General features: G+C 61.5%; 14 protein-coding genes. 9 read left to right on the forward strand and 5 right to left on the reverse strand.

Annotated elements, in window-relative coordinates:
• Positions 1-94 precede the first annotated feature (94 nt).
• Complete coding sequence (locus K426_RS03220; RefSeq protein ID WP_082748392.1) at positions 95-586, reverse strand: DUF2703 domain-containing protein; 492 nt, start codon at positions 584-586, stop codon at positions 95-97.
• 242 nt (positions 587-828) lie between these two features.
• Positions 829-1380, reverse strand: a complete 552-nt coding sequence (locus K426_RS03225) for a ferritin-like domain-containing protein (RefSeq protein WP_237229918.1) — start codon at positions 1378-1380, stop codon at positions 829-831.
• Between the two features lie 165 nt (positions 1381-1545).
• Between K426_RS03225 and K426_RS03230 the strand changes: the two genes are divergently transcribed.
• Both K426_RS03230 and K426_RS30135 read left to right on the forward strand, forming a co-directional pair.
• The gene (locus K426_RS03230) at positions 1546-2628 is read left to right on the forward strand and encodes a site-2 protease family protein (RefSeq protein ID WP_066553679.1); all 1083 of its coding nucleotides are present in this window, start codon (positions 1546-1548) and stop codon (positions 2626-2628) included.
• A 122-nt stretch (positions 2629-2750) separates the two neighbouring features.
• Positions 2751-3047: a universal stress protein gene (locus tag K426_RS30135; protein ID WP_257721807.1), complete on the forward strand. Its 297-nt coding sequence runs from the start codon at positions 2751-2753 to the stop codon at positions 3045-3047.
• Here the strand turns inward: K426_RS30135 and K426_RS03235 are convergent.
• Positions 3025-5106, reverse strand: coding sequence for a TonB-dependent receptor (locus tag K426_RS03235; RefSeq protein ID WP_237229919.1), 2082 nt, complete (start codon positions 5104-5106; stop codon positions 3025-3027). The genes K426_RS30135 and K426_RS03235 overlap by 23 nt on opposite strands.
• Positions 5103-6284: a PepSY-associated TM helix domain-containing protein gene (locus tag K426_RS03240; RefSeq protein ID WP_066553681.1), complete on the reverse strand. Its 1182-nt coding sequence runs from the start codon at positions 6282-6284 to the stop codon at positions 5103-5105. The genes K426_RS03235 and K426_RS03240 overlap by 4 nt, the downstream gene beginning before the upstream one ends.
• Positions 6285-6418: 134 nt before the next feature.
• Here K426_RS03240 and K426_RS03245 point away from each other — a divergent pair, with 134 nt between their 5' ends.
• On the forward strand, positions 6419-8536 hold the full coding sequence (locus tag K426_RS03245; protein ID WP_066553683.1) for a TonB-dependent receptor: 2118 nt from the start codon (positions 6419-6421) through the stop codon (positions 8534-8536).
• 25 nt (positions 8537-8561) lie between these two features.
• Positions 8562-8993: a hypothetical protein gene (locus tag K426_RS03250; RefSeq protein WP_066553686.1), complete on the forward strand. Its 432-nt coding sequence runs from the start codon at positions 8562-8564 to the stop codon at positions 8991-8993.
• A 153-nt stretch (positions 8994-9146) separates the two neighbouring features.
• Here the strand turns inward: K426_RS03250 and K426_RS03255 are convergent, their stop codons facing one another.
• Positions 9147-9461 (reverse strand): TraR/DksA family transcriptional regulator, encoded by a 315-nt coding sequence (locus tag K426_RS03255; protein ID WP_066561290.1) that lies wholly within the window; start codon positions 9459-9461, stop codon positions 9147-9149.
• Between the two features lie 227 nt (positions 9462-9688).
• On the opposite strand from K426_RS03255, the gene K426_RS03260 reads away from it, so the two are divergent.
• The 5 genes from K426_RS03260 to K426_RS03280 all read left to right on the forward strand — a co-directional run bounded on the left by K426_RS03260 (position 9689) and on the right by K426_RS03280 (position 14097).
• Entirely contained in the window at positions 9689-10522 is an 834-nt protein-coding gene (locus K426_RS03260) for a formate/nitrite transporter family protein (protein WP_197672750.1), read from the forward strand.
• A gap of 206 nt (positions 10523-10728) precedes the next feature.
• Positions 10729-13083: a heavy metal translocating P-type ATPase gene (locus K426_RS03265; RefSeq protein WP_082748398.1), complete on the forward strand. Its 2355-nt coding sequence runs from the start codon at positions 10729-10731 to the stop codon at positions 13081-13083.
• Positions 13080-13283 carry a DUF2933 domain-containing protein gene (locus K426_RS03270; RefSeq protein ID WP_066553694.1) on the forward strand — a complete coding sequence of 68 codons (204 nt, stop codon included), beginning with the start codon at positions 13080-13082 and terminating at the stop codon, positions 13281-13283. Before K426_RS03265 ends, K426_RS03270 begins: the two co-directional genes overlap by 4 nt.
• Positions 13280-13726: a Cu(I)-responsive transcriptional regulator gene (cueR, locus tag K426_RS03275; RefSeq protein ID WP_066553697.1), complete on the forward strand. Its 447-nt coding sequence runs from the start codon at positions 13280-13282 to the stop codon at positions 13724-13726. The genes K426_RS03270 and cueR overlap by 4 nt, the downstream gene beginning before the upstream one ends.
• The gene (locus K426_RS03280; protein WP_066553700.1) at positions 13723-14097 is read left to right on the forward strand and encodes a hypothetical protein; all 375 of its coding nucleotides are present in this window, start codon (positions 13723-13725) and stop codon (positions 14095-14097) included. The genes cueR and K426_RS03280 overlap by 4 nt, the downstream gene beginning before the upstream one ends.
• The last annotated feature ends 11 nt before the right edge of the window (positions 14098-14108 follow it).

The raw sequence follows: 14108 nt of genomic DNA on the forward strand, positions 1-14108 counted from the left end.
AAATTTTGATATTGCGGAGTGCCAGTTGATCGCCTCGGCCGTCATTCTCTTCCTATTCCCAGGGGGTGCAACGGCTGGCTTACCGCCATTCTGATTACTCGCAGCAACCGTCTTTGGCTTGCGCCGAAGTTGGCGGGCACTGTTTCGCACCTGAGGCAGGACTGCTGCGCGACGTTGTACCCTCGGCCGGCGACGATGCTGAAGCGATCATCTGACTGGCCGCCATCAACCCGGCTTTGATGAACTGTTCCTCCGGGATCGTCTCGTAAGTGCGGCCACCGACTTCGAGCGTTCGGCAATCCGAGTCGCCGCACACAGAACAGCAGCGGTTCATGCCAACATTGGCGCCGAGCCACTCCTCGATCGATTTGCCGGCGATCCACACGCGGTTGGACTCCGCAGCATTTGCCTTGAATGTTGTTCCATCGATTTCCTGGGTTTCAAGCACGGGCTCAATTCCCAGCGGTCTCAGCGCGGCCGCAAGTTTTGCCACCGCCGCCTTGAGTTCGTTTCCGGTATCCCCGCAGCGAGTGCAAGTCTCACCGTCCTTAACGAGGCGCTTCCACAAGATCCGCATCGACTTCATCACACGTTCCTGAATGCCATCCACACGTAGTTGACTATGCAGAGGCGCATTCAGGCGCACTGCTTACCAGGCCAATTGTTCAATCCTAACATAATATAGATCCACTTATCGAAGGCAGTGGAGTCCCCGAGACTTCAAGTCATATATCCTGACTTGGCAGCTGGACGCTGTGGCTCTGCTTCCTCTACCTGGCAAACTGTGCCGTTAAGGCGCCTCAAGCACGTCTATTCACTTTGCTTGGGTCAGCCGTGGTATGCCTCGACATCGCCAGGTTTGCGCAGCATCTTGTTGACCTCGTCGAGATGCAGTTCCTCGAGCATGATCATCTCTCGGGCATACTCCTCGAGCAAGACCGACTTGTCGGCAGCAGTTTGAAGCAGCTCGTAGTAAAGTCCGAGAGTGAGCTTTTCATGCTCAAGGCTCTCTCGCAAAATGTCACCGATGTCGTGCTTGGCTGTTTCCAGCAGCGAGCCGATTTGCAGCGAAGGATGTCCGCCGAGCAGCGTAACCAGTTCTCCGGCTTTTCGCGCGTGGTTGAGGCCTTCCGAGGCATTGCCTTCGAGCCAGGACACAATGGGAATGCGATTATAGCCGTAAACCATGAGCGAATAATGCGTGTAACGAACGACGCCCGCCAATTCTGCTTCCATGATCCGATTGAGAATGGCGATCGCAGACTTCTTGTCGATTTCAGTCATCGCTGCCTCCTGAACTGGCCGAATGGGCGCCTCAAGGAACCGGCGGATTTCGGCACCAACCCATAATACCGCATCCTCGCCGCCGACGCGATTCATTCAGAATTCCGCACATGGCAAATCAACGATGTCATGCTGTGTCCGCCGGGGGGCCGGCACAGACTGCAAGATCGGGGGATCGGGCGACCCGGTCCTTGCAACAAACCCGTGCAGTTCGCTGGACAAGGCGTGCTAGGATTTGGGCCAAGCTTTTGCGGAGATCCGATGAGTTGGTCATTTTCGATCGGAAGCATCAGCGGCATCCGCATCCGGATCCATCTGACCTTCGCCCTGTTCTTTATCTGGATTGGTGCCGCTTTCTGGAATGAAGGCGGCATGGCAGCCATGGCCAATGGCCTGGCTTACATCCTGTTGCTGTTCCTTTGTGTCGTCCTCCACGAATTCGGCCACATTCTGACCGCACGCCGCTTCGGCTCACAAACGCTCGACGTGGTCCTGCTACCGATTGGTGGTGTGGCGCGCATGAAGTGCATTCCAGAAAAGCCCGGCCAGGAATTGGCCGTCGCCCTCGCCGGCCCCGGGGTAAATCTGGTGATTGCGGCGGTGTTGTTCATCCTGCTCGGTTCGCAAACCATCATGCAGGATGTCGCGCAACCCGCGAAGAACGTCTCACTGTTGTCGCAACTGGCCGTCGCGAACATCGCCCTGGCCGTGTTCAATCTTGTGCCTGCTTTCCCGATGGATGGCGGAAGAGCCCTGCGGGCATGTCTGTCCTATCGGATGGACCGGGCCGCTGCGACGAAGCTCGCGACCCGGATCGGTCACATCCTGGCATTCGGATTTGGCCTGTTCGGCTTCGTCAGCGGCTACCCCCTCCTGATGCTCGTCGCGCTCTTTGTTTTCATGGGAGCAAGTGCCGAAAACAACAGCACCCAGCTCCATCAGTTGGCCCGGCGGCTCAGGGTGTCGGATGCGATGATCACGCAGTTCTCGACATTGCCTGTCACGAGCCGCATCGCCGACGCTGTCGCGCTTCTGATCCACTCGACGCAGCACGACATCCCTATCGTCGATGGGGTGGGCAAGCCGATCGGTCTGCTGACGCGGGCCCGGCTGCTTCGTGCACTTCACGATCTCGGCGCTGACGGTCAGGTTGCAGATGTAATGCGCACCGATGTTCCTACTGTCTCCGACCGAGCCGAGCTCGAAGATGCCCTGCGCCTCATGGATGAAGAGAATTTCCCGGCAGTCATGGTCGCGGACCAGCGCGGACACTTGATCGGGATGGTCACTCTCGAAAACCTGGATCAGATGCTGCTGCTGGCACGCTTGCAGCCTCGGGAATGAAAGCAAGCCGCTGGTTCGGCACGGGGCTGGCATCGCGCACAGCCCTCCAGCACATGGTGGGCCCGACGGGCTAGGTCATCCGCAACCGGATCATCAATTTGTGCCTCTCTCCCAGGAAGTGGGTGACGATCCGTCTTGGCCACGGCGTCATGGCCCCTGTTGTCAAACAGGCTGCCCGCGAAGTGGCGGCCGACGTGCTCGTGCTCGGCACGCATGGGCGTAGCGGTTTCATAGAGGCGATTGTCGGGAGCCGGGCGGAGTCCCTGCTTTTCTGGAGCCCGACCAACACCTTGATGGTCCGCGAAGGAAGTGATCGGCTGGAGGTGCCTGGGCGCCAGACACCTCCACCGCTTCTACCGGACTGGCCGGCCCCCGTAAGAACGGCTGGTTCCCACCCTAGAACTTCAGGCGTGCGGTAAAGCGCGCGTTGAGCGGCGCGCCCGGCGAGATGTTGTTATTGTTGTGTGCGTCAGAATAATAGGTTTCGTCGAACAGGTTCTCGACATTGACCTGAAGCTGCAACTGCTCGGTTGCGTTGAAGAACAGTGCGGCATCGACACGGGTGAAGCCCGGAAGCCGCGTCGTGCCGGCCGCGGTGCGGTTGGCGGCGAACTGGCTGGTCTGGTGGATTACCCCGATGCCCGCACCGAACTGGCGCGTGAAATCATAGCGATTCCACAGCGCGAACTGATGTTCGGGCACCTGGCCCAGGCGCACGAAATCATTGCCGCGCAGTTTGGCATCCTGATGGGTGTAGCCACCGCTTACTTGCCAGTTGCTCGTCAACCGACCTGTCAGGGCCAGTTCGACACCCCGGGTGCGGGTTTCACCGACATTGATCGTGTTGGCGGGGTTGGCCGGATCGGGGGTGGTCGCGTTGGTGCGGTCAAGCTGGAACACCGCCAGGGTGGCGCTGAGGCCGGGGCGGATGTCCCACTTGGCGCCGAACTCGTAATTGGTGAATTTCTCAGGGGCGAGGTTCTCCTGGGTGGCCGTCAGGGTCAGGAACTGATCACCGGACCGCGGCAGGAAGGACTGGCTGAAGCTGCCGTAGATCGAGATATTCTCCCGCGGCTTGAAGATCAGGCCAACGCGGGGGGATACTTTCTCGTCGATCCGGGAGAACGGCCGGTCGGGATTGGGTGCAAAGTCCGTCCCCTTGATGTCGAAGCGGTCGAACCGCAAGCCAACGACGAGGTCGAGATGGTCGCCGATGCCGATCTGGTCCTGGGCATAGGCAGAGAAGAACTTCACCTTCGACGCGGTGTCGCGGTTGATGGCGGGGAAGGTCACCGTCGGATAGACGATATTGGCAAGATTCAACGTCGCATTGGACAGGACGGCATTGAAACGCTGGTTGGTGGAATCCTGCTCGCCATATTCGAGACCCAGCAGGATCTTGTTTTCCATGCCGCCCACGGCGAAATCCCACACTAGGTTCGATTGCGCGATGAAGTTCTCGCGCTTGGTCGGGTCGATGTAACCGGACAGGGCAACGGTTCCGGTTGGCGAACTCGCTGCACCGTTGGCAAAGACGTTGGTGTAGAACTTGTCGTAGTGGCCGTAGAGGACCGTCGTTGACCACTCGAGGTTTTCCGCCAGTTTTCCGTCGATCCTGGCCTTGACGACATGCGCCTCAAGGCCGGTCCGATTGACGCCAGGTACGCCGAAGAAGGTGTCGCGATGACCGGGCAGCGGGCCCGGCGTGCAGGGCTGCGTACAGGCAAGTGAGGGGATGCCGCGATCAGTGACGCGGTCATCCTTCAGATATTCGTAGGACAGCCCGGCCTTCCATCCGCCTCCGAGTTCGAAGGCAACATAGGGGTTGATGCCGTAGCGTTCGCCGCCGAAATGATCGCGGTGGTTGTCCAGATTCTCGTAGAAGCCGTTCACCCGCAGCGCACCGCTTGAGGAGATCGGTGCGTTGATGTCAGCTGTGACATCCCATGCACCGAAGGTATTCACGCTCGCACTCGCGCTGCCGAACAGGCGCTCGCTGCTCGGTGTCTTTTGCACGCGGTTGATGATGCCGCCGCCGCCGCCGCGCCCGAAAATCAGCGCATAGGGCCCTTTCAACACCTCCACGCGCTCGACATTGTAGAGGTTCCGGTAATATTGGACGTCGTCCCGGACGCCATCGAGGAAGAAGTCGGCCGTGGTGTTCTGGCCGCGCAAAGTGATCTGGTCCCGGTTGCCCTCGCCTTGGCCGATGGTGGTGCCCGGCACATAGCGAAGCACGTCAGCGATGCTGTGCTGCGCCTGATCGTCGAGTTGTTCCCGCGTCACGACGTTGATCGTTTGCGGCACGTCGATCAGGGGCGTGTCGGTCTTGGTCGCAGTGGCAGAGTCGATGGCAACGTAACCGTTGGACTTTCCGATCACGAGAATGGTCTCGCCGTCCATGCCTTCCGCCTCATTGGCGAATGCCACGCCGGGAAAGGCCACGATGGCAGCAGATAACAGCAGCAGGTTCTTCACAACGCCCCCTTGGATTTTGATGATTCGCGGAGGCAACTACCGCTATTGCGACACACTCGCAATTGATCTTGGTCAAATTGATGGGCGACGGATGCAGAAATTGCCGCCCGTGGCAACTGGGCCCGCCGCTTGCGCAGCCAGGCCCAGAGTCCTGTAAGATAGAGCAGTGGGAGGGAAAGCCCGGCGGCGACAGTCAGGATGCGTCCGGGCAGCGCTGCGATCTCCCCGCTGTGCACGGCGAATGCACCGTCGATGATCTGATTGGCGATAGGAGCATTGGCCGCGTCATATGCAGCGAGGATGCGGCCATTGCCCGGATCGAGCGTTACCAGGCTTGTGCCCGACCACTTTCGCCACTCGCCTGGCTGGCGAAGGCGCACTTGATAGACCGGGCTCCGCTCACTGGGCAGGCTCACTGCTGTGAATGCCGCTTCCGGGAAGCGGGCCTGCGCCAATTCCCTCGCGCGCTCGGCGCCGATCAACCGGCCTGGAAGTGCTCCGGGCTTGGGCTTGTAGGGCAGACGATAGCCCGCGTGGTCTTCCGCCCAGTCACGAAGTGGCTTGCCGAAATCCATAGCGGAGCCGGACACGGCGAGCAGAATCAATGCACTTGCGGCCACGAGGCCGACGGTCCGATGCCAGCCAAACAGCTTCTGGAGGCGCGAGCGCCAGCGCCGCGCAGCAAACGCGGTTCTCCACTGCCCTCGGGCCGGCCAGGCGAGATACACGCCACTGCTAGCCGTGAAAACCAGAACAATGCCTGAGACGCCAAGTAGCCATTCCCCGCGCTCACCAAGCAGGAGACCGTGATGCAGGTTGTAGACCCAGCGCCAGAGGTTCTCGTCAGCGGGGCTTGCCGGCGCGCGCTGCCGCATTCCGACGACTGTCCCGGACGCAGCATCGACCAGCACCGTGTGCTTGCCCTTTCGTGGGTCGGGGAACGTAACTCCGAGGATCGTCCCGTCCGGATAGTATAGCCCGACTGATTCCGGCCGCGAGTGTATGGTTCGGCTGGCCGCCTCCACCAGTTCGTCGAGCGATCGCGGTGCCCCTGCCGTCGGTACGAACACAGCGCGGTCGAGGTCGCGGTGGAACACCAATGCTGCCCCGGTGAGGCCCTGAAGGGCCCACACTAAACCAAGTGTCAGTCCAATCCACAGGTGCGCCAGTCCGACCACGCGCTGGACCCTGTGTCGCAGTCGCCATGACGATTGCACGTGCCCACCCTCCCATCAAATGTTCAAGAATGATAAATGCTATTGCGAGGCGTTCGCATTATCACTAGCGATAGCGGCGACAGGAGGAATCATCAATGAAATTCAGATTTGCGACCCTCACGGCCATTGCCGCACTTGCATCGGGCCTATCGGCACCTGCACGCGCTACCGAAGCCGAGGCCGCCGACGCAGAGGCCGACCAGCGTACGATCGTGGTGACCGGGGTAAAGGAAGGTTACGCTCCCCAGAGCACGTCCGCTGCGAAGATCCCCGCGGAACTGCGCGACATCCCTCAGGCGGTGAACGTCGTCCCCGAGGAAGTTTTGAGGGACCAACGCGCATTGTCGATCCAGGACGCGCTCAAGAATGTACCCGGTGTCGGCCTCAGCCACGGTGACGGACAGCGCGATCAGGTCACGATCCGCGGCTTCAGCGCCATCTCTGATCAGTTCGTCGATGGCTTCCGCGATGATGCCCTCTATTTCCGTGACCTTTCGAATGTCGAACGCATCGAGGTCGTGAAGGGCCCGGCGGCCGTGCTCTACGGCCGCGGTTCATCGGGCGGTCTCATCAACCGGGTCACGCGCAAGCCGGGCGAGAACATCGCCGCGCTCACGCTGTCGGCAGGAAGCTGGGACACGAAGCGCGGCGAGGTTGATTTCGGCCGAACCCTTGGTTCCGGCGGTGCCGCGTTCCGCGTCACCGGCGCGCTCGAGCGCAGCGGCAGCTTCCGCCAGTTCCAGTTTCTCGACCGCGAAACGATCGCGCCGACGCTCCTGCTGCGTCCTGGGCCGGATACCGAACTGCTGGTCCAGGCCGATTTCCTGCGGGACGAACGTATCACTGACTTTGGCATCCCTGCCTACATGGGGCGGCCAGTCGTTGTTCCGCCGGAAACCTACTACGGCGCGGCGAACGCCCGCAACGCTGACGTCAGTCGTTCACAGGTTACGTCGCAGACCGTCAGCTTCACGCATCGCTTTTCGGACAGCCTGAGCCTGCGCAACGGCTTTCGCCACTACAATTACGACCTAGATCGCCGGAACACCCTGTCCGGTGCAATACTGCCGGTGACGGCAACGCGGCTGCGCCCGCTGGTTTCGCTCAACCGGTCGAACTTCTTCCGTGACGAAGATGGCTGGTCCAACCAGCTCGAACTGACCCATGTCGTCGAGTTCGCCGGCACCCGCCACACCCTGCTCTATGGCGTCGAGATCGCGCGGCAGACCAAGCTCCAGAAGCTCTACTCGTCCAACGGATTTGCCACCGTCGATCTCTTCCAGCCCGTGCTGCCGATCGTTCCGGTCGATCTTGGCGGCACCCCGGCGACACACAACGAGGGCCGCTTCAAGAATGAAGGCGTCTACGTCCAGGATCTGATCGACTTCGGCTCGGGCTTCAAGGCGCTCGTCGGGCTGCGCCGCGACTGGTTCGAACAGCGCACGATCCAGCGCCTTGCGCTGCCCAACCTGTACCGCAAGGACGCCGAATGGAGCCCGCGTGCGGGACTCGTCTTCCAGCCGGACGACAGCCAGAGCTACTATGCCTCGTGGAGCCGCTCGTTTCAGCCGTCCGGCGAAGGCTTTGCGCTGGCGGCAAACAACGCCGGGATCGAGCCGGAGAAGACGACCAACAAGGAAATCGGAGCCAAATATACTCTGCTTGGCGGGCGGCTCAACGCAACCGTCTCGCTGTTCGAGCTCGAACGAACGGGGATCAAGTCGGCCGCCCCCGGCTCGACGGTCCTGATCCCGATCGGGACGCAGCGCACCCGCGGCATCGAACTGTCGGCCAATCTCGATCTCGCCTCCGGCTGGCGCGCGATAGCCGGCTATTCCTATCTGGACGCACGCGTGATCCGCTCCTTGGCGGTGGAAAGCGGGCAGCCGGTCGAAGGCAAACGCGCGACCCTGACTCCAAGGCACAGCGCCAATCTATTTGTCAGCAAGTCATTTCATGAACGCTTCGGGCTCGGCATCGGCGGGAACTACGTTGCCGACCGTTTCGCGAACCCCGGCAACACCGTGGTGCTGCCGGCCTACGTCACTGTCGACGGACTTGTCTGGGTGAAACTCGGCAACGCGCGCCTCCAGCTCAACGCCTACAACCTGTTCGACAAGCGCTACATCGTCTCGGGTCACGGAACATCGCCGCTGCTCAATTTGCCGGGCGCCCCTCGCACCGTCATCGCGACCATGCGCCTCGAACTCTGACGCCCACACTGAGGAGACCGCAATCATGTACGCATTTGTCGACCGGCCGGTAAATGATCTCGAACCTGGCGGGCGCCTGCTGGTCTGGGCAATGCGCAGCTGGGTTTTGTCGATGGGACGGAAGACATGCCCGGGCGCCGTGATCGGCAAGGCATTTCTCGAGCGAAACATGATTGCGGGCCTCCAGCCATTCCTCCGGATGATGGCGCTGTTCAATCGCGGCGGGCTTGAGAATTTCGAATTCTGCCGTTTGGCCTGCAATCGGGTGTCGGAACACGAGGCCATCTTGCTGCAACTCGTGAGCGAAGTGCGCGGCGATCACGCCATGAATGTACGGAACACGCTCCCGCTGCTGGTCGAAGATGAATATTCCAGCGACCTGTTCGATTCGATTTTGGCGTTTGGTGCCGCATTGGGTCGCGCTGGCCTGTGCAAGCCACCTACCAAGGGCCGCTAAAAGTCCAGAAAGCTCATCCCAAGATTGCCGTAGAACAACACCCAGGCGACCCGCACCCTGCGCCTCCGCAGGGGGAGCCTCAGCCGTGCAAGATTGATCAAACCGCGGGCGAGGCTCGCTGGGACAGGCAGGAGATGCGGCCGAGCACAAATCCTAGGCGCAATTGATGCACCTGGTAGCGGTGGGAAGCGCATCGAGACGGGCGTGTCCAATGCTGGAGCCACACACCGAGCAGATTCCATAACTGCCGTTTTCGATACGCAAAAGGGCTGCTCTGATCTCGGAAATCTCCTGCCGGATGACTTCATCCGTCCCTGCGAGTGCTTCGTCGTCAGCAAGGTCGACAGCCTGCTCGGACGAATCGGCATCCAACGGGCTGCGCAATTCTTCCTCGATTGCCTCTGCGCGACTGGTCAATTCGCTGAGACGCGATGAGAGCTTTTTCCCAACCACTTGATAGTCCATCATTTTGCCTATCCCGTTCTCATTTTTCGACTGTAACCGCACATCTTGAGTGATGAACGCGGCCGACAATTGCCGTTGGGCAGTACACGCAGCAGCATAGTTACAGAAATCTACCGCAACTGGTATCCGGCAACGACAATGATCTGCGCCGAATCTCTGACCGCCGGCCCAGCCGGCTCGCGGCCAGACAGTTGAAGGGCAGATGCGTGTGCAGGAATGGAGCGACCGAATTGCACCAGACTGACACCGCATCTGCTGTTGACGCACTCGAGCCTCATCCTCTCGACGTGGTGCCGCCCGCACGGATGGCTCGCCTCGTCGAGGAGGTGGGAGTCCGCAAGGTGCGACTTTCCTTCGTTTCAACGCTGACACTTGGCATTCTTGCAGGTGCTTTCATTGCCTTCGGATCGATGTTCTACGCGGTCACGGTCACCGGCAGTGAACTCGGATTTGGGCCAACCCGATTGCTGGGCGGCCTTGCCTTCTCCCTTGGCCTAATCCTGGTGATCATCGGCGGCGCGGAACTGTTTACTGGCAACAGCCTGATCGTCATGGCCTGGGCAAGTCGGCGCATCACCACGGCAGCGCTGTTGCGGAACTGGGGACTTGTTTACGTCGGCAACCTGATCGGGGCGGTCGCAACAGCAGTTCTCGTCCATTTGTCCGGCGTGCTGGCGCTGGGCGATGGCGCCGTTGGCATCACGGTGGACACGATTGCTAACGCCAAGATATCGCTGGATCCAGCTCAGGCCTTCGTGAGGGGTATATTGTGCAACATCCTCGTGTGCCTCGCGGTCTGGATGTGTTTCGCCGCGCGCAGCGTGTCCGGCAAAGTCGTTGCGATCGTTTTCCCGATCACAGCCTTCGTCGCACTCGGTTTCGAGCATTCGATCGCCAATATGTATCTCATTCCCATCGGCATGCTCTACCAGAGCGGCAGCATTGACGTCGTGGCTTTGCTTGCCAATTTGCTTCCCGTAACGGCGGGGAACATTGTCGGTGGTGGCGCTCTGGTCGCGCTAGTTTACTGGCTGGTATACCTTGGTCCGACCCGGGCGGCATAGTTATCTCCCGCTGGAACGGGGCCGCCGAACAGGTCCACGAAAAGCGGCTCAACGTGAACGAAAACCTCGGAACCAGATCGGCATTGCCCAGCCCGTTTTCAGCATGAGAGCCTCGCTTGCGACGCGACCGAGTGCAGACGCAGAATTACCCTTGACCCTGACATTATGTCAAGGTTTATGAGCTGCAGCGACGGAGGTACTCAACCATGGCCGAGCCGCGCCCGCATCACGATCACACCCCCTGCGCCCATTCCGGAACTTCGACACAGGGAATGGTCTCTGATCCCGTCTGCGGGATGAGCGTCGATCCTACGACGGCGCTGCACGTCGCCACCCATGCCGGCGCCCATCACTACTTTTGCAGCGCGGGCTGCCTCGCCAAGTTCAACGCCGAACCAGCACGCTATACAGGCGCTGCAGCAAAGCCGACCGAACTAGCGACGGCCGATGGCGTAATCTGGACTTGCCCGATGCATCCCGAGGTCCAGCGGCCCGGTCCTGGTACCTGCCCGATCTGCGGGATGGCGCTGGAGCCGGTAACCCCGTCTCTCGATGATGGTCCCTCCGCGGAATACGCCGACATGAAACGGCGCTTCGTGATCGGGCTCGTCCTGAGCCTGCCGGTTGTCGCCCTCGAAATGGGTGGGCATCTGCTAGGGCTCAACCGTCTGGTCGGCCAGCAGATGTCGAACTGGCTGCAAATGGCGCTCGCGACGCCGGTCGTACTCTGGGCTGGCTGGCCGTTCTTCGAACGTGGCTGGGCCTCGGTGAGAAGCCGCCATCTCAACATGTTCACGCTGATTGCCATGGGTACTGGCGTTGCCTGGACTTACAGCATGGTAGCTGCGCTCCTGCCAGGAGCCTTCCCCATGGCGTTCCGGACGGCGCACGGCGCGGTACCAGCCTATTTCGAGGCGGCAGCGGTAATCACCGTGCTGGTCCTGCTCGGCCAGTTACTCGAACTTCGCGCACGCGAGACGACCAGCGGCGCGATCCGTGCTTTGCTCGATCTCTCTCCCAAGCTCGCCCGGCGGGTCCGTACCGATGGATCGGATGAGGAGATCACTCTCGACGAGGTGCTGGTTGGCGATACGCTGCGCGTCCGTCCCGGCGAGAAGGTTCCGGTCGATGGCGTGGTGCTGGAAGGTCGCGGCACGGTCGATGAATCGATGGTCACTGGCGAGTCCATGCCCATCACCAAGGAGGCAGCGTCGAAGCTGATCGGCGGCACGATCAACCAGACCGGCGGCCTCGTGATGCGCGCCGAGAAGATCGGGCGCGACACCATGCTCGCGCGCATCGTCCAGATGGTTGCCGATGCCCAGCGCAGTCGCGCGCCGATCCAGCGGCTTGCCGATACGGTGTCCGCCTGGTTCGTGCCGGCGGTGATCGCGGTCGCGGTGCTGGCCTTCATCGCCTGGTCACTCGTCGGCCCGCCGCCCGCGATGGGCTATGGCCTCATCGCGGCGGTCGCGGTGCTGATCATCGCCTGTCCCTGCGCGCTTGGGCTCGCCACCCCAATGTCGATCATGGTCGGCGTCGGTCGCGGCGCGCAGGCGGGCATTCTTATCAAGAATGCGGAAAGTCTCGAGCGCATGGAGAAAGTCGACACGCTGGTCGTCGACAAGACCGGCACGCTAACTGAAGGCAAGCCCGCGGTGGTGGCCATCGAAACCGCCGATGGCTTCGACAAAGACAAAGTTCTGCGCCTTGCCGCCAGCCTTGAACGCAGCAGTGAACACCCCTTGGCCCTCGCGATCGTCAGGGAAGCCGAAGCACGAGGCCTCGCGATCAGCGAACCGGGCGACGTCGATCAGCCCGTCGGCAAAGGCATCACCGGCACTGTCGATGGTCATCGGCTTCACGCTGGCAACGCCCGCTTTCTCGATGAACAAGGCATCTCGATCGAGCCACTGGCCGAGCGAGCCGACCGCCTGCGGGGTGAAGGCGCAACCGCGATATTCCTCGGCGTTGACGGTAACGTCGCGGGTGCAATCGGCATCGCCGATCCGGTCAAGGAGACGACCCCCGCCGCGCTTCTGGCGCTCGCCGAGGCGGGCATCCATGTCATCATGCTGACCGGAGATAATCGCGTCACGGCCGAAGCCATCGCCCGCAGGCTGGGCATTACGGACATCGAGGCCGATGTCTTACCCGACCAGAAGAGCGAGATCGTCAAGCGCCTGAGGGAACAAGGCCGGATCGTCGCCATGGCAGGCGATGGCGTAAACGACGCCCCCGCACTGGCCGCCGCCGACGTCGGCATCGCCATGGGCTCGGGCACCGATGTCGCGATCGAGAGCGCGGGTATTACGCTGCTTAAGGGAGATCTCACAGGCATCGCCAAAGCTCGCCACCTGAGCCATGCGACTATGGCGAACATCCGGCAGAACCTGTTCTTCGCCTTTGCCTACAACGTCGCGGGTATCCCGGTGGCGGCGGGCGCGCTCTACCCGCTGTTCGGCCTCATGCTCTCGCCCATCATCGCAGCAGCGGCGATGGCGTTGTCGTCAGTCAGCGTCATCGGCAATTCGCTGCGCCTGAGGAGGATCGCGCTATGAATCTTTCCAGCAGACGAGCCTGGTTGCTCGCGGCGGTGTCGGCAGGCCTTATCGCGGCCTACTTGTTCTACCCGGAGCATCGGCAGCACCTGTTCGGCCTGATACCCTACGCCTTCCTGTTCGCCTGTCCGTTGCTGCACTTCTTCCACGGCGGCCATCACCATGGCCAGCACCGGCGATCAGGCGAGCAACGTCCATGAACATCGGGCAGGTATCGAAAGCGACGGGCGTGTCGCAGCGGATGATCCGTCACTACGAGGGTATCGGACTCATGCCGCCGCCGGACCGGCGCGACAACGGCTATCGAGACTACCCCCCACGTTCGGTTGAGCGCCTGCGTTTCATCGCCAATGCCCGCGACCTCGGGTTCTCAGTCGACGAGATAAGCGCGCTTCTCAGCCTCTGGGACGACCGCGAAAGGGCCAGCAGCGAGGTCAAGGCCATCGCCCTCGGTCATGCAGAGGATCTTGCCCGAAAAGCAGCAGCGCTCGAAGCCATGCGACGCACCCTGCTTGATCTGGCCGAAGGGTGTAGCGGCGACGCACGGCCTGACTGCCCGATCCTTGCCGGACTTGCTGAAACCCGGCAGCATCCGGCCCGAGAATTGACAGTGGCAAATTGCAGGCCGAAAGAAGAAGCGTGAAGCGCTGGTTTTCCTTGGCTCTGCTCATGGGAGCATTACTTGGCCTCTTGGGTCAGGAGGCTGCCTTTGCGCACGTCATGCCGGTCGAGAAGGCCAAGCAGACTGCGACGGCCGCGCCGATGAACGCGAATTGTGCGGAGATGATGGGGCTCGCAAAGCCGCAGCCTCAGCCTGAGAAGCAGCCTTGTCAGGGCATGACGCCGGACTGCATCGCCAAAATGGGCTGCGCAGTGCCCTTGGCGCTGATTCCGCCGCTGGTCGTTGACGCGGTGCCGCAATTCCGCGCTGCTGCGCCTCTACAGGCACCTGCCGCTCCGCTTGTCGGGCGTGACATGGGTCCCGAGCCAGAACCACCCGCACGCCTTGGCTGAACGCTTGGCGC

It is taken from the genome of Sphingobium sp. TKS, from assembly GCF_001563265.1.
Classification (GTDB): domain Bacteria; phylum Pseudomonadota; class Alphaproteobacteria; order Sphingomonadales; family Sphingomonadaceae; genus Sphingobium.

Coding starts and splice junctions, on each gene's coding strand:
- K426_RS03230 (WP_066553679.1), top strand. CDS start 1,546: ATGAGTTGGTCATTTTCGATCGGAAGCATCAGCGGCATCCGCATCCGG.
- K426_RS03255 (WP_066561290.1), bottom strand. CDS start 9,461: ATGATGGACTATCAAGTGGTTGGGAAAAAGCTCTCATCGCGTCTCAGC.
- K426_RS03245 (WP_066553683.1), top strand. CDS start 6,419: ATGAAATTCAGATTTGCGACCCTCACGGCCATTGCCGCACTTGCATCG.
- K426_RS03220 (WP_082748392.1), bottom strand. CDS start 586: ATGAAGTCGATGCGGATCTTGTGGAAGCGCCTCGTTAAGGACGGTGAG.
- K426_RS03225 (WP_237229918.1), bottom strand. CDS start 1,380: ATGAATCGCGTCGGCGGCGAGGATGCGGTATTATGGGTTGGTGCCGAA.
- K426_RS03265 (WP_082748398.1), top strand. CDS start 10,729: ATGGCCGAGCCGCGCCCGCATCACGATCACACCCCCTGCGCCCATTCC.
- cueR (WP_066553697.1), top strand. CDS start 13,280: ATGAACATCGGGCAGGTATCGAAAGCGACGGGCGTGTCGCAGCGGATG.
- K426_RS03250 (WP_066553686.1), top strand. CDS start 8,562: ATGTACGCATTTGTCGACCGGCCGGTAAATGATCTCGAACCTGGCGGG.
- K426_RS03270 (WP_066553694.1), top strand. CDS start 13,080: ATGAATCTTTCCAGCAGACGAGCCTGGTTGCTCGCGGCGGTGTCGGCA.